Source organism: Pseudomonas sp. EA_5y_Pfl2_R50 (assembly GCF_963970475.1).
Classification (GTDB): Bacteria; Pseudomonadota; Gammaproteobacteria; order Pseudomonadales; family Pseudomonadaceae; genus Aquipseudomonas.
This window is the reverse complement of the sequence record NZ_CAXAPT010000003.1, coordinates 424,536-448,714: the sequence shown is the minus strand read 5'-3', so window position 1 is coordinate 448,714 and position 24,179 is coordinate 424,536. Positions and strand designations below refer to the sequence as shown.

Sequence of the window (24,179 nt, the reverse complement as noted above, 5' to 3'; positions counted from 1 at the left end):
TCAGTGCTTCCGCGGGGCCAGGTAGCTCAACCAGCGACGCTCAGCCAGTTTGAACAGCTTGACCAGAATGAACGTCAGGCACAGGTAGAACACGCCAGCGGTGATGTACGCCTCGAACGGCAGATAGAACTGCGCGTTCACGGTACGCGCCGCGCCGGTGATGTCGATCAGGGTCACGATGGACGCCAGACTGGTGGTCTGCAGCATCATGATCACTTCGTTGCTGTACTGCGGCAGCGCCCGGCGCAAGGCCGATGGCAGCAGGATGCGCTTGTACAGCTTGAAGCGCGACATGCCCATGGCCTTGGCCGCCTCGATCTCGCCATTCGGCGTGGCCTTGAGGCTGCCCGCGATGATTTCAGCGGTGTAGGCGCTGGTGTTGACCGCAAACGCCAGGCACGCACAGAACGTTGCGCTGGACAGCCATGGCCACAAGAAGCTTTCGCGTACCGCTTCGAACTGCGCCAGACCGTAGTAGATCAGGAACAGTTGCACCAGCATCGGCGTGCCACGGATCACGTAGGTGTACAGCCACGCAGCGCCGTTGACGACCGGGTTCTTTGAGACGCGCATCAGCCCCAGCGGCAGGGCCGCGAGCAGACCGAAAAACAGCGACAGCGCGAGCAGTTTGAGGGTGGTCACCAGGCCGCCGAGGTACAGCGGCATGGCCTCCCAGATGACGTTGTAGTCGAAGATCATAGATCAGCCGCCCTTACGCCTACCGAGTAGCGCTTCTCAAGTTGACGCAATGCCAGCAACGAGACACTGGTGATCACCAGGTACATCGCCGCCACTGCGAGGAAGAAGGTGAAAGGCTCGCGAGTGGCATCCGCCGCCTGCTTGGCCTTGAACATCATGTCTTGCAGACCGACCACGGAAATCAGCGCGGTGGCCTTGGTCAGTACCAGCCAGTTATTGGTGAAGCCAGGTATCGCCAGGCGAATCATCTGCGGCACCATCACCCGGAAGAACACCTGGAAACTGCTCATGCCGTAGGCCATGCCCGCTTCGGCCTGACCTTTGGGGATCGCCATGAACGCACCACGGAAGGTTTCCGACAGGTACGCACCGAAGATGAAACCGAGGGTGCCGATACCGGCGGCCAGCGGATTCAGGTCGATGTAATCGTCATAGCCGAGCATCGGCGCGACGCGGTTGAGCAAGTCCTGACCGCCGTAGAAGATCAGCAGGATCAGCACCAGATCGGGAATCCCGCGGATGACCGTGGAATACAGATCGCCCAGCCAGGCCAGCCAGCGCACCGGCGACAGGCGCAGCGCGACACCGATCAGCCCGAGAACGATGGCCAGGGCCATGGACGACAAGGCGAGCTGAAGCGTCAGCCATGCGCCATCGAGGATGACAGCCCCGTAGCCTTTCAACATGATTCAGTCCTCGAAAGTTGGGATGAAAAAATGGCGCAAACCGCAGAGATCCTGTTGCTTGCGCCATTTCGGACTTGTCGCAGAGACGCGTTACTTGCCGTAGATATCGAAGGCGAAGTACTTGTCCTGGATAGCCTTGTATTTGCCGTTTTCGCGGATAGCCGCGATGGCGGTGTTGATCTTGTCTTTAAGAGCGTCGCCCTTGCGCACTGCGATGCCCACGCCGTCGCCGAAGTATTTGACGTCGGTGAACGCCGGGCCTGCAAACGCAAAACCTTTGCCGGCGTCAGTGTTCAGGAAGCCGTCTTGCAGCAGGGTGGCGTCAGCCACAGTACCGTCGAGGCGACCGGCAGCCACGTCGAGGTAGATTTCGTTTTGCGAACCGTATGGCTTGATTTCGGCACCCAGCGGGGCCAGGACTTCGCGGGCGAAACGCTCGTGGATCGAACCGCGTTGCACGCCGATGTTCTTGCCCTTCAGCTCGCTCAGGTTTTCGCTGACCTGAGTGCCGGCCTTCATGACCAGACGTGCCGGGGTGTTGTAATACTTGTTGGTGAAGTCCACGGACTTCTTGCGGTCTTCAGTGATCGACATGGACGACAGGATCGCGTCGATCTTGCGTACCTTCAGTGCCGGGATCAGACCATCGAACTCTTGCTCGACCCACACACACTTGACCTGCATCTGTTCGCACAGGGCGTTGCCGATGTCGTAGTCGAAACCAACGATGCTGCCATCCGGTGCTTTCGAGGCGAACGGAGGGTAAGCCGCTTCGATACCGATCTTCAGAGGCTTTTCATCAGCGAAGGCATTCAGCGACAGCACGGACAGTGCCAGGGCGCCAAGCAGCACAAGTTTCTTCATCTTGGGACTCCATCGGTAAAGGGCAAAAACGGCAGAGTGAGCAACAGCCCAATATGCGAATGGGTGAATCGGGAATCGGTTGCTGCATCCGTGGGAAATTTCCCATTGAAACCGCTGGCGGTTTCAACATCAGCCACGATGAGCGAGTGATCGGCATTCTAACGACAGGCCCGTAGCCGATATTTCTTCAATGCGACAACTAATTACAGATGCACAGAGAAAGCGACTGGAGCACATTGACAGCCTCGCAATTTCATGCAAGAGCGAAAGACAGGGAACCGATCTATGCTGCAAATTGCGGGCCTATTATTCGCAAACCCTTCTAATCCGGCAAGCGCAGCGTGGTGTCTTATTTTTCACTCGGTGTTTAGAGGCTCTAAAACGGGGCGATGCGTTTCCCTTTGCCCCGGTTTGGCGCGGGCGGTTACACATTCGGTTACGTGGGAGGCGCCGGGTAACAGCGGGAAAGGTCCGACGGCGCAGATCGATAATTATTGGTTGGGGGGAGATGGGTTTCAGGCTGTGGGCTACATCGGTGCCTGACAAATTGCCTTCGCGAGCAAGCCCGCTCCCACAGTTTTGATCGCATTCCAACTGAAGAAACCCGATTCAAACTGTGGGAGCGGGCTTGCTCGCGAAGAGGCCCGCCCAGCCACCACAAAACCTTCAGACACAAAAAAGCCCCGCCCGGCTTATCCCGGACGGGGCTTTGTGCTTTTCAGACCCGCTGTTTAAGCAACATTCATGGTCTTGTGCGTATCAATCAAATGCTGCACCACACCCGGATCAGCCAAGGTCGAAATATCCCCCAACCCGTCGTATTCCGCCGTGGCAATCTTGCGCAGAATGCGGCGCATGATCTTGCCCGAGCGCGTCTTCGGCAGCCCCGGCGCCCACTGGATCACGTCCGGCGAAGCAATCGGGCCGATCTCCTTGCGTACCCAGTTCTTCAACTCCAGACGCAACTGCTCGGTCGGCTCCTCGCCATTCTTCAACGTGACGTAGACATAAATGCCCTGCCCCTTGATGTCATGCGGCACACCCACCACCGCCGCTTCAGCGACTTTAGGGTGAGCAACCATCGCGCTCTCGATCTCGGCCGTACCCATCCGGTGACCCGACACGTTGAGCACGTCATCGACACGCCCGGTGATCCAGTAGTAACCATCGGCATCGCGACGCGCGCCGTCACCGGTAAAGTACATGCCACGGAAGGTCTTGAAGTAGGTATCGACGAAACGGTCATGGTCGCCATACAGCGTGCGTGCCTGACCTGGCCACGAATCGAGAATCACCAGATTGCCTTCGGCCTCGCCCTCGATAATGTTACCCAGGTTGTCGACCAGCGCCGGCACCACGCCAAAGAACGGACGCGCCGCCGAGCCCGGCTTGAGCGCATGCGCCCCCGGCAGCGGGCTCATCATGTTGCCGCCGGTTTCGGTCTGCCACCAGGTATCGACGATCGGGCAACGCGACTTGCCGACATTCTTGTAGTACCAGTCCCAGGCTTCCGGGTTGATCGGCTCACCCACTGAACCGAGCAGGCGCAGGCTGCTGCCATCCGCGCCCTCGACGGCGGCCTGACCCGAGGCCATCATCGCGCGGATTGCGGTCGGCGCGGTGTAGAGAATGTTGACTTTGTGCTTGTCGACGATCTTCGCCACCCGGGTGATGTCCGGATAGTTCGGCACACCTTCGAACAGCAGCGTGGTCGCGCCATTGGCCAGCGGGCCGTAGACGATGTAACTGTGGCCGGTGACCCAGCCGACGTCGGCGGTGCACCAGTAGACTTCGCCCGGACGGTAGTCGAACACGCGCTCGTGGGTCATCGCCGCGTACAGCAGATAACCGCCAGTGGTGTGCTGCACGCCCTTCGGCTTGCCGGTGGAGCCTGAGGTATAAAGGATGAACAGCGCTTCTTCAGCACCCATCTCTTTCGGCGCGCAGACGGTGCCCGCCACTTTCATCAGGTCTTCGTACCAGATGTCGCGATGCTGGTTCCACTTGATGTCGCCACCGGTGCGCTTGCACACGATGACTTTCTGGATGCTGCTGGTTTCCGGGTTGGTCAGCGCGTCGTCGACGTTGGCCTTGAGGGAAATCTTCTTGCCGGCGCGAATACCCTCGTCAGCGGTGATCACCACTTTCGAACGGCAGTCGATGATGCGACCGGCCAGGGCTTCCGGCGAGAAACCGCCGAACACCACCGAGTGAATCGCGCCGATCCGGGTGCAGGCCAGCATGGCGACCACGGCTTCGGGGATCATCGGCATATAAATGGTCACCACGTCGCCGCGGTGTACGTCCTGACCACGCAGGGCGTTGGCGAGTTTGCACACTTGTTCGTGCAGTTCGCGGTAAGTGATGTTGCGGCTTTCGGAAGGATCGTCGCCTTCCCAGATGATTGCGACTTGATCGCCGCGCTCGGCCAGATGACGGTCGAGGCAGTTGTAGGAAACGTTCAGGGTGCCGTCGGCAAACCACTTGATGTCGACGTGGTGATCGTCGAACGACGTCTGTTTCACCGTGGTGAAAGGTTTGATCCAGTCGAGACGCTTGGCTTGCTCGCGCCAGAAGCCGTCAGGGTTGACGACCGACTGCTGGTACATGGCTTTGTAGGTCGCCTCGTCAGTCAGCGTGTTAGCCAGAACCTCGGGACGAACGGGATACAGAGAAGCCGCACTCATCTTTCCTACCTCGGTGTAATAGTTGTTTTTGTATGACCCCGTTGTATCCGGGCCGGCCCCATAGAACCATTCGACGATGGTAGTAACAAGCCCCTACAAATCCTCCACCTACCCCGCACGCCGGCCCTACGTAGCGCCTTCAAATACACAACAACCCCTGTGGGAGCTGGCTTGCCAGCGATTCAAGCACCTCGGTCTCCCGGGCAAATTGCATCGCCAGCAAACCGATTCACCTACCGTGGCGAGCGATTGTTACCAAATCTGCCAAAGGTGTTTATCAAAACCCGCTCTGTTTACCCCCGCCCCCTCCCCCTAAAATTCACCTCGCCAACAAGGCAACCGCGATTAACAACGTTACAGCCCCCACGAAGGCCGTTAATCCAGCTCTCAAGCAATAACTGCAAACGATGAAGTTCCACACGCAACCCTAAAAAGGTTGCGTGACCCCACTCGACCTCAAAAAGGTAAATCCGAAATGAAAGCTTTATTGGTTCTGGCCCTCAGCAGTCTGTGCGCAACCGCCATGGCAGACGAGGCTCCGACTGATGTCGCGCAGCAACAACCGGTTATCGAGGAATACACTTACTCCACGCACCTGGACATCGCCAAAGTTGTTTCCATGAGCGAAGTGCCAAATGTTTGCGAAGTAGTGCCCGCCAAAATGGAGTACGACGACTCCAAGGGTCAGCGTCACATCCTGCGTTACAGCATCATGGGCAACGGCTGCACCAATTGATGAGTCGAGACTGCACCGAATTGGACCTTTCAGCGCGTCATTGAGGGTCAATTCCAGCCCGGCTTCGGTCGGGCTCAGTTGTGTCTGGAGTCGTTCAAAAGGGTTGCAAACCACAAGATATAGTGAAAACAGCCGTTTTTTGCTCATTTCTTGAGCAACCGAAGCCTCACGAAAAAATTAATCAAAAAAAATTCCCGGAGGCCAACCTCGACGAAAGCCCTGTAAACCCTCGCTCCGACAGAAATACCCCTCCCGCTCGACCGCCCTGCGCGCTTTCGCCCTCCCCCACGACCACAATTTTTTCCCTATAATGCCGCCCTAATCGGGTCAGCAATATTCCCTTACAGGGACCAACGCCATTCTGAAGCCCCGCAGTTGCGTTCAACGCGATCTGCGCCCGTCAGAGGCTCTCGGAAACCCGTACAAAATTCTGTTTTATTGCCTGCCTTAGCTGCTGCAAAAAACGAATCCCTAAGATCCAACGCGGTCTGTACGACCGTGTGAAAAACCAACCAATCAGGTTTCACACGGGCGACAGGCCCTCACGCAGGAGACGACACGTCATGCTGAGCTGGGACGAATTCGACAAAGAAGACAGTGAAGTAGCAACCGTGAAAGGCGCCAACGCCGGCCACGCTACTGAAGCCAACATGGACCGCCTCGACAACGCCGGCGGCGCCGCAGCGCTGGAAGCCCGCGCCGTGACCGCCGACGACTCCGCCGCTGTCGCCCGCGCCAAGGCCGCACTGAACTCCCTCGACGTCGCCGAAGGCCTCGCCGAACTCGAAGGCGCCTCCGCCCGTGTCGCCGTTGACGAAAAGCGCATGATCAACTGCCGCGCCGACCTCAACCAACTCGTGCCATTCAAGTACGACTGGGCCTGGCAGAAGTACCTGGACGGTTGCGCAAACCACTGGATGCCGCAAGAAGTCAACATGACCGCCGACATCGCCCTCTGGAAAAACCCGGAAGGCCTGACCGACGACGAGCGCCGCATCGTCATGCGCAACCTCGGCTTCTTCTCCACCGCCGACTCCCTGGTTGCCAACAACCTGGTGCTGGCCGTGTACCGCCTGATCACCAACCCGGAATGCCGCCAGTACATCCTGCGCCAGGCTTTCGAAGAAGCGATCCACACCCACGCCTACCAGTACTGCATCGAATCGCTGGCCATGGATGAAGGCGAAATCTTCAACATGTACCACGAGATCCCGTCGGTCGCCAAAAAGGCAGCCTGGGGCCTCAAGTACACCCGCTCGATCTCCGATCCGAAGTTCGAAACCGGCACCCCGGAAACCGACAAAGAACTGCTGCGCAACCTGATCGCCTACTACTGCGTTCTGGAAGGCATCTTCTTCTACTGCGGCTTCACCCAAATCCTCTCCATGGGCCGCCGCAACAAAATGACCGGCGTCGCCGAGCAGTTCCAATACATCCTGCGCGACGAATCCATGCACCTGAACTTCGGCATCGACGTGATCAACCAGATCAAAATCGAAAACCCACACCTGTGGGATGCCGAAATGAAGGAAGAAGCGACCCAGATGATCCTGCAGGGTACGCAGCTGGAGATCGAATACGCCCGTGACACCATGCCTCGCGGGGTGCTGGGTATGAACGCGGCGATGATGGAGGATTATCTGAAGTTCATCGCTAACCGTCGTTTGTCGCAGATCGGTTTGAAAGAGGAATATCCAGGGACGACTAACCCGTTCCCTTGGATGAGCGAGATTATGGACTTGAAGAAAGAGAAGAATTTCTTTGAGACTCGGGTTATTGAGTATCAGACAGGTGGGGCGTTGAGCTGGGACTAGTAATGCATTAATAAAAAAATCCGTCGAAAGACGGATTTTTTTTATGCCCCCTGAAGAATCTAATACATATAATTCAAAGATCTTATATTCATAACATTCTCTATTCCTGTCTCCCTCAAAGCCTGAGTAAGCGCGCGATGAAGCAGTGATAAACTTGGAACATCGTAAGTCGCCCTCCCATGGGTCCCCTGGCTCCTATATTTCATGAGCAACGTACTTCTAGAAACATCAAACGGGAAAGAGTGACTACGATTAAACCCGTGACTCAACAAAAGCTTACTTCTAGCTCTTACTGCACGATGCACTGCTGACAGGAGCCAACCATCAAGCATTTTCAATTGATCAACGTCAGAAACAAGCGGATAGTAACTCATCAAACCCTTAAAATAAATACGCCTTGTGCGACCATTAAGGTAGTTTAGAATCTGCTCGGAAGTTAATCCCCCATACAAATATCTTCGAATTTCCGCCATCGCACTAAGCAACGCCCTATCTCGATTATTTGCTGGAATTATTAACGCCCTTAGCGGCCGCGCTTTTAGTGGCTGCAGCAAGTGCTTTGACAATATATAGGCAATTTGCGCCTTGAGCTTAGCAACCGCACTTTCCTTTATAGAAACACTACCAAGTGACAATGAGTATCCGAGAAAATCAATTTTCTCCTTAGAGGTCATCTCCGCGGGCAAACCTTTTCTTTTCAAAAGATTTATTCCGGCAGACTTAGCAGTGTTAATTTTAATACTTGCGACTCTCGAGAATTCATCAAAACACTCAAACGCCTCGCAAATTTTTGCATAATCTTGAGACCAAACAATCGTATCATCAGCGTAACGTGCAAACTTCACGCCGCAGCGCTCGAGCTTTTTATCTAATGCCCAACATACTAAATTTGCAAGGAACAATGAAATTGACGTTCCTTGTGGGATCCCCACATCTCCATGCGAACGCAGGAATGCTTTAATTACTTGGAGGTCATCTGCACTGACCATAAATCCGTTGCACTTAAGTTGCTCGAGCAAGTACTCATGATTAATTGATCCAAAAAAATCTGAAAAATCAAACTCCGCCACAAACACTCTCGACAAAGAGTTTAGATCAACGGCGATATCCTGAATTGCAAAATGAACGTTACGATCGTCTCTGTACGCATATGAATAGGAGCTAAATCGATGTTTATTTTTCTGTAGAAGTCCCGAATAAAAAAGTCTCGACATCGCGGCATCAGGAACCTGATAAACAGAAATCTTCCGCTTCCCACCACCACTCTTGTCTCTTTCCTGCACAAAGGGCGTATTAGGCTCATAAGTATTATCACGTATTTTTTTTGCAATAGACTTCGCTATGCTTGACGCTTTCCTGCGAACATAAAATGGATTATGAAGATTTCCCTCACCCCATGCCTCAGGCACTTTAACGATTTTTGGCGGAGCATCTTTCAAACGACTCTTCTTTCTAGAATGCTCTAAATGAAGAGTATTGTGATATTGCTGATAGCGATCAATTAATTTTTTTCGCTTCAAGCTTTATAGCTTCTTTAATTCTCAGTTCTAAGTCCATTTCCACCTATCCCATAACAAAAAACCCAAGCTTTCGCCTGGGTTTTCCACGGAGCCGACCTAGTAAAAATAATTATCCAACCTCTTCCACAGAGCTGTGGATAAACTCTGCGGCCATAAGGGCTAGGCCCTATCTGGCGGTTCCGTTCTCTCCCTTGGAAAGTGGCCGAATAGTAGCACCACAAAATTTCCTCGTCGATACAGTTTCTGACACAGGATGCCTTAAACACACGTGATGAATCGTTGATTGACGATAGAGGTAAAAAAAAACTAACCTCTCAGCTGGTGCCTAAGAAACACCTCACACAGCGGACTTACCGCACCCGACAGTCGCGGCTTTTTTTTGCCTACGGTTTCCCCGTGCGCATCAAAAACTCTGTTATGCCGGGAGTGGGCGAATACAAGACCCGAAAGGGGAATATGTCCGGCCCTCTGTGTGGGGTTTCTTAGCTCCCGGCACCCAGCCTTAAGAAAGCTGACATCACACAGAGGTAAATGGATATGCCTAAAAATGTCTCCTTCGGCACGAAGGAAATCAGCTTCAACCTCAACATCATCTACATGCTTCCAGCATTGGAGGCCTGCCATGTCTGAACCTCACAGTTCGACTGTCTTCACTCTGCACAAACTCTCTCTCCACGCCCTCCTCCTTGAAGGCCAGCCATGGTTTTGCGCACGCGATATTGGTCGCTTGATGGGCGTCCATCTCAGTGATCGAATGGTCAGCAAACTGGACAAGGATCAGCATCGTTTTCTGTGGATTGAGTATCACCGGCAACCTGAAAAGCAGCTGATACTCAGTGAGTCAGGCGTGTATGCGTTGTTGGTGTATCACTACGTTCCAGGGAATCGGCTGTTGCGCGAATGGCTGACCCATCAGGTGGTTCCAGCCTTACGCGATGCTGCGTCCTCAGAAAACTCAGATCTACCTATGCTGAGTTTTTTGAAATGGCCTGAGATGTCTGTGAGTCTGTTGCATTGGCAGGATGAAAGCTGGATTCGGCTACGAGATATGCCGTATCTGTTGCAGGGTCAGACACAGCATCGAGCGACTGCCCCGAAGTCTTGGTGGCGGAAGGCTGCAGAGGTATTTCAGTCTTCGAAGCATCTGATGAGTTAGGTGCTACTTGTGAGATCACTTGCGAGAACTGTCGCAAATCTCTGTAGGAATTTTCCTAGACAGCCGTGATGGCCACTCAGTATCGTCCGAGGGTTTTCAACCCTCGGCGATTTTATGGATACGGAAAAGGAAAATAGTGGCTGGACGGATGAGGAGCTTGAAGCTTCGGTTGATGGCTATCTCGATATTCAGGCTCGCTACCCAAATGATCAAAAATTTAATAAGTCCTTGGAGCACAAGCGTCTGCAGAATGGCGTACTCGCCGGGCGAAACACCAAGTCGATTGACTATCGACTGCAGAACATTACCGCTCTATTCGAAGATCTTGGGCTGAAAACGATCTCTAGCTACAAACCAAAGGTGAATCTCGGTTCAGGGATTACCGCGCGCCTGATCAAAATCCTAGAATCGAAAGGCCTCATTACACTGGATTCCGGTACACCTTCCACGCAAGAAGAATCATCACTTCGAAATGTACAACGAGAGAAACAACATGATTTTGTGAGTGAGCCAGAGGGTGTGCAGATACCTCAGCTAATCGTCAGGACAACCAAAACCTACGCCCGCATATCCAAAGTCAAAGATTGGATTCTGTTCAACGCCAAGGGTGTCTGTGAGGGATGTGGGCAACCAGGTCCGTTTGAAATGAATGGAGAACCTTACCTTGAGGTTCACCACGTTAAGCATTTGTCGGACAACGGGACGGACTTCAAGACCAACACCGTAGCGCTGTGCCCAAACTGTCATCGACGCTGCCACCATTCTGACGACAGAGAGGCTTTCACTGCTTGGCTGTATGACAACGTTGGAAGACTCGAAAAGGAATAATCGCGGTTTATCTGACTAACCGTATTTGCTGTTCTTGGGACTGCTTCGCAGCCCAGCGGGAGCAAGCTCCCTCGCCACAGGGTGAAGCGTGGCCTGCAATGTCGGTGTGAGTATTGAAATCTGCTTGGTGTCGCGAATCGCCAGCACGCTGGCTCCCACGAATCCCGCATCACCCTGAAAACAATCAGTGCAACCCGCCCCGCCTCCCGCTATTAATACCCCTCCCCACTCAAGGACCCGAGCCCCACCATGAAATTCGATCTCGCCTACTGCCTCAGCCTCGACGACAAGTTGTCGATCTATGACGTTCGCGATCTCAATTTCGATGAGACGGTGGCGTTTGACTCCGCGAAGGAACACTTCCAGTGCCCCAACGATGCCTGTCGTTCGGCCTTCGAGACTTCAAATGAGTTGGGTACGTTCAACGCCAAGAACGTGAATTACGTGCGCACGCCGCACTTCAAGAATCTGCCCACGACGCAGCATGTGGCGGGTTGTCCGTATGTGAGTTTGAAGGCGTCGGTATCAGGCGTTGAAACGGCGGATGGCGAGGCGGATGACGCTCGCGAGGAACACTTCCCATCAGAGTTGTTGCTGACCCGGCGTGAGTATGTGCGCAAGCCTGCTGTGCCAGCGGGGGCGGCGGATGTGTTGCGCGATGATCCGGTTCGGGTGGCGGCGGAGAGTGGTAAAGAATCGGCGAGTCGTGAGTCGGCGCCGGACAAGACCAGTGTGTTTGCGCATCCGGTGGAGTGTTTTGTGTCGAACTTCGCGGACAAGGAGTTGCTCAAGCGCATGCCGTTGAAGGTTGGTGAGCATTCGGCGCCGTACAGTTCGTTCTTCAAAAAGATTGAGTATCTGACGGACAACAAGGGGCTGATTTACTGGGGGCGGATCAAGAAGATCGAGGACTTCCACAGCGGCGCCAGTTTTCGTATCGATTTCGAGGACAAGGTCTGGTTCAAGAAGCCCGAGGACAGCAAGAAGAAGCCGTATCCGGTCAGCGTTTATCTGAACAAGAAGCTGATCGACAACTACCGCAAGCGCAAGGCGTTTCTGGAAGAGATCAAGCATGCGGTGGATAGCGACAAGGCGTTGTTCTGTTTCTTCTATGGGGTGACGCCGGAGTTGAAGCAGGTGCCCGGCAAGAAGAACCCCGAAAAGCCTTTCGAGGTCTTCAATGCCAATATCGAGAACCTGGATCACTTCATCATTCGTGAAGCGCCGGGGTTGTTGTCAAATACGTAGTGGTCACTAGCAGGGTCAAGGAGTTCGAAACGCTGCTCTTTCACGTCCCGCGAGTCGAGGCCAACCATTACGCTGAACGGTCCTGGTTCGGCCACTCGCTCAAGCTGCGCGTTGTAATACTTGAGATCCTCTTCGCTCAATTGGAAACTCACGACGCGTTCTTCTCCGGGCTGGAGCATGATTTTCTCAAACCCTTTGAGTTCCTTCACCGGCCGGCTGACTGAAGCGCTGAGCCCGCGGATGTAAAGTTGCACAACCGTCTCTCCGGCTCGCTTGCCCGAGTTTTTCACGACAACGCTGGCCCTGAGTCTTTCACCGGGTTTAAGAATGGTGCTGCTCAATGTCAGTTCGGAAACATCGAATTGTGTGTAGCTCAGACCGAATCCGAACGGATACAGCGGCCCGTAATCTTCATCGAAGTAACGCGATGACGCTGCGAGGGGGGTCGACACTTTAAACGGTCGACTGGTATTCAGATGGCTGTAATAAGTAGGAATCTGTCCCACTGAGCGTGGGAACGTAATCGGCAGTTTGCCGGACGGGTTGTAATCGCCGAACAGCACATCGGCGATGGCATTGCCTCCTTCCGTGCCGCTGTACCAGGTTTCGAGTACAGCATCGGCGATGTCGTGCTCCTGTCCAATGGACAGCGGTCGGCCATTCATCAACACCAGAACCAACGGTTTACCCGTCGCCTTCAGCGCTTGAATCAGCAACGACTGACGGCCAGGTAACGTCAGGCTGGATCGACTGGCGCCCTCATGGGACATGCCGCGCGCCTCGCCGACAACCGCCACCACAACATCGGCCTGGCTCGCCACTTCCACGGCCTCTTTCAACATGTTTTCGGGCGTTCGCGGATCGACCTCGACGTCAGGGGGATTGGCGCCCGGTGCATTCAGGTAATCGAGCACCGCGGGATCATCGGAAATGTCCGCACCACGGGCGTACAAAACGCGCTTCGGGTCGCCAATCGCGTGACTGATGCCGTCATACACCGAGACAGCCTGTGCTGGCGAAGCGATAGAACTCCAGGTTCCAAGAATATCGACACGACTTTTAGCCAGTGGCCCGACGACGGCGACGCTGGCTGTTTTTTTCAACGGCAATGCCGCGTTCTGATTTTTCAGCAGCACCAGACTCTTGCGAGCAACATCACGTGCCTCGCTGCGATGCAGCCGACGTTCATCATCGATCTGCGCGGGGTCACCACTGGCATCACCGATACGCAGATAAGGATCTTTGAACAGACCTAAATCATATTTGGCGCCGAGCACGGCCCTGACGGCCTCATCAATCTCCTCCTCAGTGACCGCGCCTGATTTCACTAGCGCCGGCAGTTCATCGCGATAGGCAGTGTCAGACATGCTCATGTTGACGCCTGCCTTGATCGCCCGCATCGCGGCTTCACGCCTGGTTCGGGCAACACCGTGACTGACCAGATCGGCAACGGCGTTGAAATCACTGAGTGTCAGCCCTTTGAATTGCCATTGGCTACGCAACACATCCCGGATCAACCAACGGTTCGAGGTGGCCGGCACGCCATTGATGGTGACGTAGCTCAACATCATTGCACCGACACCCGCGTTTACCGCTGCCTGATAGGGTGGCAAATAGTCCTGATACATTTTCGACAGGCTCATATCCACCGAATTGAAGTCACGCCCACCCTCCGCTGCGCCGTACAAAGCAAAATGCTTGGAACTGGCCATCACGCTGCTTGCCTCGGATAGCCGCGGCCCCTGCAACGATCTGACCACGGCTTCAGTGAACCGTGAGGCGAGATACGCGTCCTCACCCCAACCTTCCGATGCTCTGCCCCAACGCGGGTCTCGGGCAATATCAACCATCGGTGAAAAAACCATGTCCAGGCCATCGGCGCTGGCTTCAAGTGCCGCAATGCGGGCACTCATTGAAACCGACGGCACGTCCCAAGAGGACGCCAGCCCCAGGCCAATGGGAAATGCAGTGCGATGACCGTGGATGACGTCATAGGCAAAGAAGACCGGTATCTTCAGGCGGCTGCGCATCGCTGCATCCTGAAACGCACGAGCTTCCGACCGACCGGCGACGTAAAACACCCCGCCAAGCGCCGAAGCCGCAACCTCTTCAAGCATCTGCTCGCGCGTCAGTCCGGGGCCGATGCAGTTAAGCCTCAACTGACCGATTTTCTCCGCCAGCGTCATCTGCCCGAGAAGGTCGTCGAGGAAACGCGCCTTCTCTTCGGTTTCGGTGCCGGGCATGCCGGCAATTGCCTGGGCAGAGAGCCCCACATACAGAGTGATCGCAGCAAGAAGGCGCATTGTGTTCATCCCTTGAACAGATACTGCCAGCGTCTGCCGATGAAAAAGACGTGTCTACTGTCAACTCTGACAGGTGGGGTTCTGAACAGCAGATGTCATGTGGCTGGCGTACAGCTTCGATTCCTCGGTCAGGCACCGTCCGTCTGGTTGGAGGCGGCGAATCAGGGCAAATCAAAAAATGCGTTTGATCCCGGCCGAAAACAACTGTACAAAAACACAGTACATTTTCAATCAGCACTCTTGAGCCCGGAGCACACCATGGCCTCTCTTGCGATGAACCACATCCTCGAACGCATTGCCCTTTTCCAGTTCACCCCGACGCACTGCGTCCAGGCCCGAGCGATGCTGGGCTGGAGCGTGGAATCGCTCTCACGGGAGGCTGAGGTTTCGGTTGAAGACATTCAACGCTTTGAAGCGCAGCAGGACGTGGCGGATGCGGCGCGACTGGCGCTGGCTTACCGGTTCGAGGCGCAGGGCCTGGTGTTCTTTCCAGGGTTTGCGCCAGGGCGCAGTGCGAGTATTGGCGCGCCATCGGAAACAATGGCGCGTGGGGATTTTGCGATGGCTGAGTAAGACAATCGCCCCCGAAGGGGCGAACTGGGCGAGCGATCAGGCGCTCTGTACCGCCGCCTCACTCTCCCCTTCAACCGTCAACCACCACGCAGCCCCGCGTTGCGGTTGAGCGATGTTGAACGCCTCGCCCATCTGCGGCGTGGTAATGGAAATACTGCGCTCCCAAGCCAGGGACAGAATCCGGTCAAACGGTTCGTGCCACGCGTGCATCGCCAGGTCGAACGTGCCGTTGTGGATCGGGAAGAGCCAGCGCCCCTTGAGGTCGATGTGCGCTTGCAGGGTTTGTTCGGGCTGCATGTGCACGTGCGGCCATTCGACGTTGTAGGCGCCGGTTTCCATCAGGGTCAGGTCGAACGGCCCATATTGTTCGCCGATGCGTTTGAAGCCGTCGAAGTAGCCGCTGTCGCCGCTGAAGAAGATACGAGTGGCACCGTCGATCATCACCCATGACGCCCACAGGGAGCTGTTGCCGTCGAACAGGCCGCGACCGGAAAAGTGTTGCGATGGCGTGGCAACGAAACGGATACCGGCGATTTCGGTGCCCTGCCACCAGTCGTACTGACGAACTTTGCTGGCGTCGATACCCCACTTGATCAGGGTGTCGCCGACGCCCAGCGGGGTCAGGAAGTATGTGGTTTTGTCCGCCAGTTTGAGCACGGCTCCGTAATCGAGGTGATCGTAGTGGTTATGGGACAGGATGATCGCCTCAATGGGCGGCAATTGGTCGATGCTGATCGGCGGCTGGTGGAATCGCTTCGGGCCGGCCCATTGCACCGGCGACGCGCGTTCGGCGAAGACCGGATCGGTGATAAAGAATTTGTCACGCAGCTTCATCAGCAAGGTCGAGTGACCGAGGCGGTAGATGCTGTGGTTCGGTGCCGCCTGCAGGTCTTCGCGGGTCAGTGGCTGCACCGGGATCGCGGCGGCTGGCCGGGTATTGCGTGGCTTGTGGAAAATCATGTTCCACATGATGCGCAGCATCTTGCGGACACCTTCGCGCTGCACTGGCGCATGGTTGCGGAACAGCCCTTGATCCTGTCGAGAGGCTTCAGGCATTGAGGTGTTGTCCGTAGACGACATTGGATTGGCCATGACTGAATGACTCCAGAAAAACCGTGTAATTCACGACTTTTCACGCTGGGACGATAATTGGCCAAAGCTGCACGCATAGGCCGAACGGTCTGGGTTTTAGGTTGCGAGGATTAACGCAACATTACACTGATCGGTGTAGTTTCTAGGTTGCATCAAAGTGGATGACAAGTAAACTTCCAAGTGTAATTTCAACTTTTGTCTGCCGAAGCGAATTTATGACAGCTCCACAGCGACTCACCGACCGTAAACGCGAAGCCATTATTCAGGCGGCGATTGCCGAATTCCGTGCCAACGGTTTCGAGATCACCAGCATGGACAAGATTGCGGCCACCGCCGGTGTGTCGAAGCGCACGGTCTACAACCATTTCCCGAGCAAGGAAGAGCTGTTCGCCGAAATTCTCAACCAGTTATGGACGCGGATCAGCGCCGAACCATCGGTCCCGTATAACCGCGATCAACCGCTGCGCGAGCAATTACGGCCGATGCTGCAAGCCAAGGTGCAACTGATGGCTGACGAGAATTTCCTGACCCTGGCACGGGTGGCGATTGCCGCAACCATCCACTCGCCGGAGCGCGCGCAGAACATGATCGAGCGCATGGGCGAACGTGAAGAAGCGCTGACCGTGTGGATTCGCGCCGCGCAGGCCGATGGCCGTTTGAAACCGGTTGATCCGGAGTTTGCCGCGCATCAGGTACAGGGCCTGCTCAAGGCCTTTGGCTTTTGGCCGCAAATGTCGATGGGCCGCGCGGCTCTGGATGTCGACATGCAAAATACCGTTGCCGAGTCGGCACTGGAGATGTTCCTGGCCCACTATCAGCTCTAAATCGCGATTCTCCCGCGCGACTCATCGATTAAATGGCTCGGAAGGACACTGATTATTCCCGCTGGAATAAATGACAATGTCCGACAATCGACCGACGAACGGTTGGCCTGAAAAAATACTGCAAAGTATTTCAGGATGAATTTTCGCGCAGGGCATCATGGAAAACCAACGCGGCAAAGGCTTGTCATTCGCCCGACGCATCTACCTGCCCAGGGCCATTGGTCTGGGCATCGGTTTTTTCAGCGTGGGTGCAGCGTTGTATCCGCTGAACCCGCCCGGCTGGATCTGGGTGTTGTTGCTGTTTAACGGGTTCGCTTGGCCACATCTGGCTTATCAAATCTCCACTCGCTCGGCTTTCCCCTACCAGGCCGAGCGCCGCAATCTGTTGTACGACTCGCTGTGCGGAGGATTCTGGGCCGCATGCTTTCAGTTCAATCCGCTGACCACCGTGACCATCCTGTCGATGATGACCATGAACAACGTTGCCGCTGGCGGCCACCGCTTGTTCGTGTTCGGCGTCCTTGCGCAAATCGCTGGCGTGTTACTTGGCTGGGCAATCTTCGGCTTCAAATTCAGCCTGACGATGTCGCAACCCCAGGTCTGGGCCTGCCTGCCGATGCTCACGCTGTATCCACTGGCGCTGGGCATGGTCTGTTACCGCCTGGCAATCAAACTCTCACAGCACAAGCGCACCCTTAGCGCCCTCAGCAGGACTGACAGCCTGACCGGCCTGCTCAACCATGGCGCCTGGAAGGATTTGCTGCATCTGAAGTTTGAGCAGTATCGGCAACACAACATTCAAGCCACGCTGGCGTTGATCGATATCGATCACTTCAAGGCAATCAACGACAGTTTCGGACATATCGTCGGCGATGCGGTGTTGCGTCAATTAAGCAGCGACCTTAAAAGCCTGCTCGACCAATACGAGCTGGCCGGCCGCTACGGCGGGGACGAGTTCTGTGTGATTCTGCCGACGCTACCGTTGAGCAAGGCCGAGGCATTGATGGAGCAGCTCCGCGAGGCATTGCAGCAGTATCGCCACCCGCAAGTGCCGGAGCTGCGCGTGAGTCTAAGTATAGGTTTGGCGGCGTATCAGCCTTTGTACAACGATGCGCTGGAGTGGCTCGATGATGCCGACAAAGCCCTCTATACCGCCAAACACAAGGGGCGCAACACCATCAGCGTTGCCTTGAGCCGTTCCGTCACGGACAACGTCAGTGCCTAAAAAGTTATACAGACTTACAAAAATTAACTTTCTTGTACAAGTTTCTGAAGTTTTGTATAAGTAGCCATCTGCCAGCTACGGAACGCTGGCATTGAGCAGTCACCGCCGAACGCCGCCCGCGCATTCGGTCTGTCCGCGCCGGAATAGGGACTGAATCCTTGATCTTCCCTACTTCCCGAGCACTGAAACCATGTTTTTCAATCGCCACAAGTCCGCCCTGGACGAACTCCAGCACACCATCGCCGAACAATCCGGTCTGCTCGATGCGATCAATCGCTCGATGGCAGTGATTGAGTTTGATCTCGAGGGTGTGGTGCTGCGCGCCAATGACAACTTCCTCAAAGCCATGGGGTACTCGCTCGAGCAAGTCATCGGGCAGCCGCATCGGCGCTTTTGTACCCCCAGTTTTGGCCACAGCGCTCAGTACACGCAGATGTGGTCACAGTTGAAAAATGGCCAGTTCCTGTCCGGCACCTTTGAACGGGTGAACGGCAAGGGCCAGCCGATCTGGCTCGAAGCCAGTTACAACCCGATCCGGGATGGTTCTGGCCGCGTGGTGAAAGTGGTCAAGTACGCGATGGACGTCACCGTAAAAATGCAGCAGGAAAGCGAAGCCAACGCAAAACTGCAGGCCATCGACCGTGCAATGGCGGTCATTGAGTTCGATGTCGACGGCAATATCCTCACGGCCAATCAGAATTTTCTGACGCGCATGGGTTACACCGTCGCCGAGCTTCGGGGTAAACATCACCGTTTGTTCTGCACGCCGGAACTGGTCAACAGCAGTGCCTATGAGGATTTCTGGCGACGTTTGAATCAGGGTGAGTTCTTCCATGGCCTGTTCGAACGGGTGGATAAACGCGGGCAAACGGTATGGCTGGAAGCCAACTACAACCCGGTCTACGACGCCGCCGGACGTTTGTGCAAAGTGGTCAAGTTTGCCTCGGACGTCACCGCCCGCGTCCAGCAGCACGAACAGGATGCGCGCAGCGCAAGCGCGGCTTATCACATCTCGGTGGCGACCCGCAAAGTTGCCGAGCAAGGCACCCAGGTGATCCAGCAAACTGCCAGCGAAATGCGCGAAATTGCCGAGAACATTGGCGAATCGTCGACGTTGATTGCGCAACTCGGCGAGCGCTCCGAACAGATCACCACCATCGTCAATACCATCCGCGCGATTGCTGACCAGACCAATCTGCTGGCACTCAACGCCGCCATCGAGGCCGCGCGAGCCGGTGAGCAGGGTCGTGGTTTTGCGGTGGTCGCCGATGAAGTACGACAATTGGCGGCGCGCACCAGCGGTTCGACGGCGGAGATTTCCAGCATGATCAGCCTGATCCAGAACGAAACCCGTCAGGCGATCAAAAGCATGGACGGCACCCGGGGGCGCGCGGCTCAGGGAGTTGAATTGGCCAATCAGGCGGGGACCGTGATTTTGCAGATTCGCGATGGCGCCAGTGAAGCGGTGGATGCGGTGAGCATGTTTGCCAATGAGCGGGCGCCGAGTTGAAGGCTGGCAGACCGCGCCGCGGCCTTCGCGAGCAAGCCCGCTCCCACAAATGGATTTGTGATCGACGTTGATCCTGTGTGGGAGCGAGCCTGCTCGCGAAAAGGCCCGCCGCCACACGATGATCACGACAAGCGCAACGCCCGCCCGAGTTCATCGAACAATGTCACCACCGAACGCAGTGCCCGACAGTCCGGACGGGTCAGCAGCCACAGCGCGGTGTCGTAACCGTGCAACGGCTCGCTCAAGGCCTGCAGGCCATCGCTGATCAGAAAGTCCGGCAGCACCGCGACACCGAGGCCGGCGCGCACCAGTTCCGTGACCGACAACATGCTGTTGCAGCGATAACCTGGAGTCACACCGGGCAAGTGTTGCCGGCGCCAGGCGATGGTCGGGTGATCGGGCAGAAAGTCATCCGGGGCGATCCAGGTCAGTGTGCTCAGAGCCGACGGATCAACGTTCTGTAGATAACGCGCACTGGCGCAGACCCGGTAGGAAATCTTCGCCAGTTGCCGTCCGACCAAGTGCTCGGGTGGTGTACGCGTCAGACGTAAAGCGATGTCTGCATCGCGACGACTGAGGTTAGCGAAATCGTTGGAAGTGCTCAGCTCGATGGTCAGAGCCGGGTAGTTGGGCATGAATTGCGCCAGTGCCGGCAGCAGCAAACCTTGCAACACCGAGTCGGTGCAGGTCAGGCGTACCGTACCGCTGACCACCTGCGCGCCCCGATCCACGCCAATCCGCGCCGCCTCCAGTGCCTGCTCTGCGCGTTCGGCCTGCTCGGCCAGCGTTTGCGCCAGCGTCGTCGGCAAGTAGCCGGCGCGACTCTTTTCGAATAACTGCTGACCGAGGGCGGCTTCGAGCCGGCGCACGGCGCGAAACACCGTCGAGACATCAACCTTCAACAGCTGTGAAGCCCGGGCCAGAGAGCCGCCACGCACCAGTGCGAGGATCAGCGCCAGATCCGGGTAGTCGAGCCGATAGTGCGTTGCTGCATTGATCACTTGGGAAAACGCCCATATTGAGTGCGTGAACGCCAATCTATAGTGAGCCCCATCAATCAACAAGTGCAGGGAACCGCCATGAAAAATCGCAGCATTCGTATAGCCCTGATTGGCGATTACGACCCGCAGGTCACTGCGCACCAAGCCATCCCTGTGGCTCTTGGGCTAGTCGCAGAACACTTTGATCTGAGCGTGCAATTTGAATGGCTGGCCACCGAGCAGATCCGCGCCGATACGCCGCTCGCCCCTTTCGACGGTTTCTGGTGCGTGCCGGCCAGCCCTTACAGAAGTGAAGACGGTGCGCTACGGGCGATTCGGTTTGCCCGCGAACAGCTGCGCCCTTTCCTCGGCACCTGCGGCGGTTTTCAGCATGCGGTGCTGGAGTTTTCCCGCAACGTGCTGGGCTGGATGGACGCAGAACATGGTGAGACATCGCCCGATTCCGCGCGCGCAGTGCTCTCACCACTGACCTGCTCGCTGGTCGAGGCCGTGGACAGCATTCACCTGGTGTCGAACTCGTTGATCGCCAAGGCGTATGAAACGTCGCAGATTCGTGAAGGTTATCGCTGCCGGTTCGGGGTGAATCGGCTATTCGAAGCCGCGCTTTTGAATGATCAGCTACAGGCCGTGGGTCATGATTCGTCAGGGGATTTGCGCGCAATCGAACTCAAGGATCATCCGTTTTTTGTCGCCACGTTATTTCAACCGGAACGCGCCGCGCTCAAGGGTCTGACGCCGCCGCTGGTCCGGGCCTTTGTCGAAGCTTGCGCGGAGCAACGTTGATGACCTCTTGCTTTGCGGTGATTTTCACTTCGACCCGAACCGAGGGTGACAACGGTTATACCGAGGCGGCTGAGCGCATGGCCGAGTGGGTGCGTGAGCAACCGGGGTTTCTGGGTGTGGAGTCGGTTCGTGGGACGGATGGCGTAGGAATCACCGTGTCGTATTGGGAAAGTGAAGCGGCGATTCTGGCTTGGCGGCAGCATCCTGAACATCGAGTGATTCAACAGCGTGGGCGCTCGGAGTGGTATTCGGCTTTTCATACGCGGGTGTGCCGGGTTGAGCGGGAGTATCGGTTCGAGCAATCAACCGGGCGGTGAGCTTTCGGCCGCTTTCGCGAGCAAGCCCGCTCCCACACAGGATCTGCGTCGATCACACATCCATTGTGGGAGCGGGCTTGCTCGCGAAGAGGCCCGCACGGTCACAGATAATCTCAGCCCCGCACCAGACTGCGCATCGCCTCGATCTCGGGCACCTCAACCTTGCTCATATAAACGCGCAACGGCTCGGTGATGTTGATCCGGTCATCGATATTCTGATCCAGCAACAACTGAATCAACTCGCGCTTCAGCGTCATGGTCTGGCCGGTCGTCGGTGCCCAGACAAATTCGCTGGTGGGAATGATGCCGTCGTCCGCCACGTCCATGCCGAACGAGTCTTCGCTGAAACGCACGATGTATTGGCCGGTTTTACGATTGAGGCCGACAAAGCCCTTGAGGTCGTCGGCGGCCTGGCAGATGAGTTGGGAGGTGATGCGCATGGTAAACCTCACGAAAGATGATCGATGGTTTACACGCAGGGCAGTTGAACGGCGCGCCCTCTGCCGGAGCGTCTGCCGTGGGCAAGCGTACTGCAAACCGGGCCACAAAAGTGCAGGAAAAAACGCTTTTAATACGTTTATGTCGGTCTGGCGATAGCACGCAATCGATTCACTTGTTAAAAGGTACGTCTTTGAAAATGCCCTGCGAAAGGATCTCGACCATGCCCGCCACTTTCACCAAAAGCGCCCTCGTCCTGAGCCTGCTGCTCGGTCTCGGTCAAGCGCACGCCGCCACTCAGACGGGCGCCGTCGCTGCGGCGCACGGCATCCCGCACCCGGCGGTGATCGCCCACCGTGGCGCGTCGTTCGATGCCCCGGAATCCACCGCCGCCTCCTACACGCTGGCTCGCGACCTGGGTGCCGACTACCTGGAAATGGACTTGCAGCGCAGCAAGGACGGCGTGCTGTTCGCCCTTCACGACGACAATCTGCAACGTACCACCGACGTCGCCACCAAGTTCCCGGAGCGCAAGGACAGCCCGGCCACCGCGTTCACCATGGCCGAACTGAAAACCCTCGACGCTGGCAGCTGGTTCAACGCCAAGTACCCGGATCGCGCACGCCCGTCCTACGCCGGGCTGAAAATTCTGACCCTCGATGAAGTCATCAACATTGCCCAAGCCAACCCACAACACAAGCCGGGCCTGTACATCGAGACCAAAGAGCCGCAACTGTTTCCCGGCATCGAGCACGACCTGAAAGAAAAACTGCAGGATCGCGGCTGGCTGAGCCCAACCGGTTCGAAGCTGGCGAAAAGTGCGCTGGGCGTGGGTCAAGGCAAAGGCAAGGTGATCTTGCAGACTTTCGATAAAAACAGTCTCGAACTGCTGCAAAAGGAAATGCCGCAAGTCCCGAAAATCCTCTTGCTGTGGGTCGGTGCGGGCGGCATGGAGCCTAAGTCTCAGGTGACCTTTGCCGAGTCCGGCGAGAAGGACAAAAACGTTTTCTACGGCAAGCAGGAGCCGAAGTCCGAAGCTGAATTCAAGCAATGGGTGGATTACGCCAAGGCCCAGGGGGCAATCGGCACTGGCCCCTCGGCGAAGCTGACCCATGACGGCGATCAGAGTTATTCGGATCTGGTCAAACCGTGGATGAATCAGTACACCCACGAACAGGGCATGCTGGTTCACGTTTACACCGTCGACGAGCCGGTGGACTTCGAGAAAGTCATGGCCGCCGGTGTCGACGGCATCTTCACCAACCGCGCCAGCGAACTGTTGAAGTTTTATAAACGCCCGGCATCGGCCAGTGTTGATCAGCTATTGAAGAAAAACGGTTTCTGATCTGAAATCGAGGCGACTTCATCGCGGGCAAGCCACGCTCCCACAGGTTCTGTGCAGGTGCAGGGCTTGCCCGTTTTGTCTGGATGCGGGGTTTTAAGGGTGAGTTAAGTTGCGCGGGATAACCTGAGGCCACTTAAACGAGTTACCCAAGGAATGAACCGATGAAAACGTTGACTGCCCTGTTTACCGCCGCTGCCCTGACCCTCACCGCTGGCCTGGCCCAGGCTGATGTGCGCGTCGATCAGATCCCTGAACTGGTCAAGTCCGGCAAGATCAAGTCGCTGGAATCGATGAATGCCGAAGCCCTGAAACTGCACCCGGGCGCGACCATCACTGATACCGACCTGGACAATCACTTCAACGGTTATGAATACGAAGTTGAACTGAAAACCGCTGACGGCAAAGAGTTCGATGTGGACTTCGATGCCACGACCGGCAAAGTGTTGAGCAACAAGCAAGACACTTGATTGACCGCACAGCCAAAAGCCGCACGATTGAAAGATCGTGCGGCTTTTTCATGCCTGACATAA

22 protein-coding genes are annotated in these 24,179 nt (G+C 56.1%); 13 read left to right on the top strand and 9 right to left on the bottom strand.

Annotation, left to right across the window (positions count from 1 at the left end; translation table 11 throughout):
* From AACY19_RS07905 to acs, 4 genes are all read right to left on the bottom strand, one after another.
* The gene (locus AACY19_RS07905) at positions 1-699 is read right to left on the bottom strand and encodes an ABC transporter permease (RefSeq protein WP_123453435.1); all 699 of its coding nucleotides are present in this window, start codon (positions 697-699) and stop codon (positions 1-3) included.
* Positions 696-1,385, bottom strand: a complete 690-nt coding sequence (locus tag AACY19_RS07900) for an ABC transporter permease (RefSeq protein WP_158957656.1) — start codon at positions 1,383-1,385, stop codon at positions 696-698. The genes AACY19_RS07905 and AACY19_RS07900 overlap by 4 nt, the downstream gene beginning before the upstream one ends.
* A gap of 90 nt (positions 1,386-1,475) precedes the next feature.
* Positions 1,476-2,249 carry an ABC transporter substrate-binding protein gene (locus AACY19_RS07895; RefSeq protein ID WP_129395125.1) on the bottom strand — a complete coding sequence of 258 codons (774 nt, stop codon included), beginning with the start codon at positions 2,247-2,249 and terminating at the stop codon, positions 1,476-1,478.
* 731 nt (positions 2,250-2,980) lie between these two features.
* Positions 2,981-4,936, bottom strand: a complete 1,956-nt coding sequence (gene acs / locus AACY19_RS07890) for an acetate--CoA ligase (protein ID WP_339449558.1) — start codon at positions 4,934-4,936, stop codon at positions 2,981-2,983.
* Positions 4,937-5,411: 475 nt separating this feature from the next.
* On the opposite strand from acs, the gene AACY19_RS07885 reads away from it, so the two are divergent.
* Entirely contained in the window at positions 5,412-5,672 is a 261-nt protein-coding gene (locus AACY19_RS07885; protein ID WP_339449556.1) for a DUF2790 domain-containing protein, read from the top strand.
* Positions 5,673-6,235: 563 nt separating this feature from the next.
* A complete protein-coding gene (locus AACY19_RS07880; protein ID WP_339449554.1) occupies positions 6,236-7,486 on the top strand; it encodes a ribonucleotide-diphosphate reductase subunit beta in 1,251 nt (416 codons plus the stop codon).
* Positions 7,487-7,545: 59 nt separating this feature from the next.
* Here the strand turns inward: AACY19_RS07880 and AACY19_RS07875 are convergent, their stop codons facing one another.
* Positions 7,546-9,006 (bottom strand): reverse transcriptase domain-containing protein, encoded by a 1,461-nt coding sequence (locus AACY19_RS07875; RefSeq protein ID WP_339449552.1) that lies wholly within the window; start codon positions 9,004-9,006, stop codon positions 7,546-7,548.
* A gap of 622 nt (positions 9,007-9,628) precedes the next feature.
* On the opposite strand from AACY19_RS07875, the gene AACY19_RS07870 reads away from it, so the two are divergent.
* From AACY19_RS07870 to AACY19_RS07860, 3 genes are all read left to right on the top strand, one after another.
* Positions 9,629-10,162, top strand: a complete 534-nt coding sequence (locus AACY19_RS07870) for a BRO-N domain-containing protein (protein ID WP_339449550.1) — start codon at positions 9,629-9,631, stop codon at positions 10,160-10,162.
* 114 nt (positions 10,163-10,276) lie between these two features.
* Positions 10,277-10,990 carry an HNH endonuclease gene (locus AACY19_RS07865; RefSeq protein ID WP_339449548.1) on the top strand — a complete coding sequence of 238 codons (714 nt, stop codon included), beginning with the start codon at positions 10,277-10,279 and terminating at the stop codon, positions 10,988-10,990.
* Positions 10,991-11,239: 249 nt separating this feature from the next.
* Entirely contained in the window at positions 11,240-12,238 is a 999-nt protein-coding gene (locus AACY19_RS07860) for a hypothetical protein (protein ID WP_339449546.1), read from the top strand.
* On the opposite strand, the gene bglX is transcribed toward AACY19_RS07860, so the two are convergent.
* Complete coding sequence (bglX, locus tag AACY19_RS07855; RefSeq protein ID WP_339449544.1) at positions 12,193-14,541, bottom strand: beta-glucosidase BglX; 2,349 nt, start codon at positions 14,539-14,541, stop codon at positions 12,193-12,195. The genes AACY19_RS07860 and bglX overlap by 46 nt on opposite strands.
* A 258-nt stretch (positions 14,542-14,799) precedes the next feature.
* Between bglX and AACY19_RS07850 the strand changes: the two genes are divergently transcribed.
* A complete protein-coding gene (locus AACY19_RS07850) occupies positions 14,800-15,114 on the top strand; it encodes an XRE family transcriptional regulator (protein WP_339449630.1) in 315 nt (104 codons plus the stop codon).
* A gap of 36 nt (positions 15,115-15,150) precedes the next feature.
* Here AACY19_RS07850 and AACY19_RS07845 read toward each other — a convergent pair whose 3' ends face one another.
* Positions 15,151-16,206: an MBL fold metallo-hydrolase gene (locus AACY19_RS07845; RefSeq protein ID WP_339449542.1), complete on the bottom strand. Its 1,056-nt coding sequence runs from the start codon at positions 16,204-16,206 to the stop codon at positions 15,151-15,153.
* A 215-nt stretch (positions 16,207-16,421) separates the two neighbouring features.
* Here AACY19_RS07845 and AACY19_RS07840 point away from each other — a divergent pair, with 215 nt between their 5' ends.
* The 3 genes from AACY19_RS07840 (at position 16,422) to AACY19_RS07830 (ending at position 19,765) form a co-directional block, all read left to right on the top strand.
* The gene (locus tag AACY19_RS07840) at positions 16,422-17,030 is read left to right on the top strand and encodes a TetR/AcrR family transcriptional regulator (RefSeq protein ID WP_339449540.1); all 609 of its coding nucleotides are present in this window, start codon (positions 16,422-16,424) and stop codon (positions 17,028-17,030) included.
* Between the two features lie 157 nt (positions 17,031-17,187).
* Positions 17,188-18,255, top strand: a complete 1,068-nt coding sequence (locus AACY19_RS07835; RefSeq protein ID WP_339449538.1) for a diguanylate cyclase — start codon at positions 17,188-17,190, stop codon at positions 18,253-18,255.
* A gap of 190 nt (positions 18,256-18,445) precedes the next feature.
* Entirely contained in the window at positions 18,446-19,765 is a 1,320-nt protein-coding gene (locus tag AACY19_RS07830; protein WP_339449536.1) for a methyl-accepting chemotaxis protein, read from the top strand.
* A gap of 122 nt (positions 19,766-19,887) precedes the next feature.
* Here the strand turns inward: AACY19_RS07830 and AACY19_RS07825 are convergent, their stop codons facing one another.
* Positions 19,888-20,829 (bottom strand): LysR family transcriptional regulator, encoded by a 942-nt coding sequence (locus tag AACY19_RS07825; protein WP_339449534.1) that lies wholly within the window; start codon positions 20,827-20,829, stop codon positions 19,888-19,890.
* A gap of 15 nt (positions 20,830-20,844) precedes the next feature.
* Here AACY19_RS07825 and AACY19_RS07820 point away from each other — a divergent pair, with 15 nt between their 5' ends.
* Positions 20,845-21,549 (top strand): CTP synthase C-terminal region-related (seleno)protein, encoded by a 705-nt coding sequence (locus tag AACY19_RS07820; RefSeq protein WP_339449628.1) that lies wholly within the window; start codon positions 20,845-20,847, stop codon positions 21,547-21,549.
* Positions 21,549-21,866, top strand: a complete 318-nt coding sequence (locus AACY19_RS07815) for an antibiotic biosynthesis monooxygenase family protein (RefSeq protein WP_339449532.1) — start codon at positions 21,549-21,551, stop codon at positions 21,864-21,866. The genes AACY19_RS07820 and AACY19_RS07815 overlap by 1 nt, the downstream gene beginning before the upstream one ends.
* 113 nt (positions 21,867-21,979) lie before the next feature.
* On the opposite strand, the gene AACY19_RS07810 is transcribed toward AACY19_RS07815, so the two are convergent.
* Positions 21,980-22,306, bottom strand: coding sequence for a DUF2025 family protein (locus AACY19_RS07810; RefSeq protein WP_339449530.1), 327 nt, complete (start codon positions 22,304-22,306; stop codon positions 21,980-21,982).
* A gap of 221 nt (positions 22,307-22,527) precedes the next feature.
* On the opposite strand from AACY19_RS07810, the gene AACY19_RS07805 reads away from it, so the two are divergent.
* Both AACY19_RS07805 and AACY19_RS07800 read left to right on the top strand, forming a co-directional pair.
* A complete protein-coding gene (locus AACY19_RS07805) occupies positions 22,528-23,649 on the top strand; it encodes a glycerophosphodiester phosphodiesterase (protein ID WP_339449528.1) in 1,122 nt (373 codons plus the stop codon).
* A gap of 161 nt (positions 23,650-23,810) precedes the next feature.
* On the top strand, positions 23,811-24,116 hold the full coding sequence (locus tag AACY19_RS07800) for a PepSY domain-containing protein (protein WP_007917758.1): 306 nt from the start codon (positions 23,811-23,813) through the stop codon (positions 24,114-24,116).
* Positions 24,117-24,179 lie beyond the last annotated feature (63 nt).

Coding starts and splice junctions, on each gene's coding strand:
- AACY19_RS07815 (WP_339449532.1), top strand. CDS start 21,549: ATGACCTCTTGCTTTGCGGTGATTTTCACTTCGACCCGAACCGAGGGT.
- AACY19_RS07800 (WP_007917758.1), top strand. CDS start 23,811: ATGAAAACGTTGACTGCCCTGTTTACCGCCGCTGCCCTGACCCTCACC.
- AACY19_RS07810 (WP_339449530.1), bottom strand. CDS start 22,306: ATGCGCATCACCTCCCAACTCATCTGCCAGGCCGCCGACGACCTCAAG.
- AACY19_RS07885 (WP_339449556.1), top strand. CDS start 5,412: ATGAAAGCTTTATTGGTTCTGGCCCTCAGCAGTCTGTGCGCAACCGCC.
- AACY19_RS07805 (WP_339449528.1), top strand. CDS start 22,528: ATGCCCGCCACTTTCACCAAAAGCGCCCTCGTCCTGAGCCTGCTGCTC.
- AACY19_RS07835 (WP_339449538.1), top strand. CDS start 17,188: ATGGAAAACCAACGCGGCAAAGGCTTGTCATTCGCCCGACGCATCTAC.
- AACY19_RS07865 (WP_339449548.1), top strand. CDS start 10,277: ATGGATACGGAAAAGGAAAATAGTGGCTGGACGGATGAGGAGCTTGAA.
- acs (WP_339449558.1), bottom strand. CDS start 4,936: ATGAGTGCGGCTTCTCTGTATCCCGTTCGTCCCGAGGTTCTGGCTAAC.
- AACY19_RS07860 (WP_339449546.1), top strand. CDS start 11,240: ATGAAATTCGATCTCGCCTACTGCCTCAGCCTCGACGACAAGTTGTCG.
- AACY19_RS07820 (WP_339449628.1), top strand. CDS start 20,845: ATGAAAAATCGCAGCATTCGTATAGCCCTGATTGGCGATTACGACCCG.
- AACY19_RS07895 (WP_129395125.1), bottom strand. CDS start 2,249: ATGAAGAAACTTGTGCTGCTTGGCGCCCTGGCACTGTCCGTGCTGTCG.
- AACY19_RS07880 (WP_339449554.1), top strand. CDS start 6,236: ATGCTGAGCTGGGACGAATTCGACAAAGAAGACAGTGAAGTAGCAACC.
- AACY19_RS07840 (WP_339449540.1), top strand. CDS start 16,422: ATGACAGCTCCACAGCGACTCACCGACCGTAAACGCGAAGCCATTATT.
- AACY19_RS07905 (WP_123453435.1), bottom strand. CDS start 699: ATGATCTTCGACTACAACGTCATCTGGGAGGCCATGCCGCTGTACCTC.
- AACY19_RS07870 (WP_339449550.1), top strand. CDS start 9,629: ATGTCTGAACCTCACAGTTCGACTGTCTTCACTCTGCACAAACTCTCT.
- AACY19_RS07900 (WP_158957656.1), bottom strand. CDS start 1,385: ATGTTGAAAGGCTACGGGGCTGTCATCCTCGATGGCGCATGGCTGACG.
- AACY19_RS07830 (WP_339449536.1), top strand. CDS start 18,446: ATGTTTTTCAATCGCCACAAGTCCGCCCTGGACGAACTCCAGCACACC.
- bglX (WP_339449544.1), bottom strand. CDS start 14,541: ATGCGCCTTCTTGCTGCGATCACTCTGTATGTGGGGCTCTCTGCCCAG.
- AACY19_RS07850 (WP_339449630.1), top strand. CDS start 14,800: ATGGCCTCTCTTGCGATGAACCACATCCTCGAACGCATTGCCCTTTTC.
- AACY19_RS07845 (WP_339449542.1), bottom strand. CDS start 16,206: ATGGCCAATCCAATGTCGTCTACGGACAACACCTCAATGCCTGAAGCC.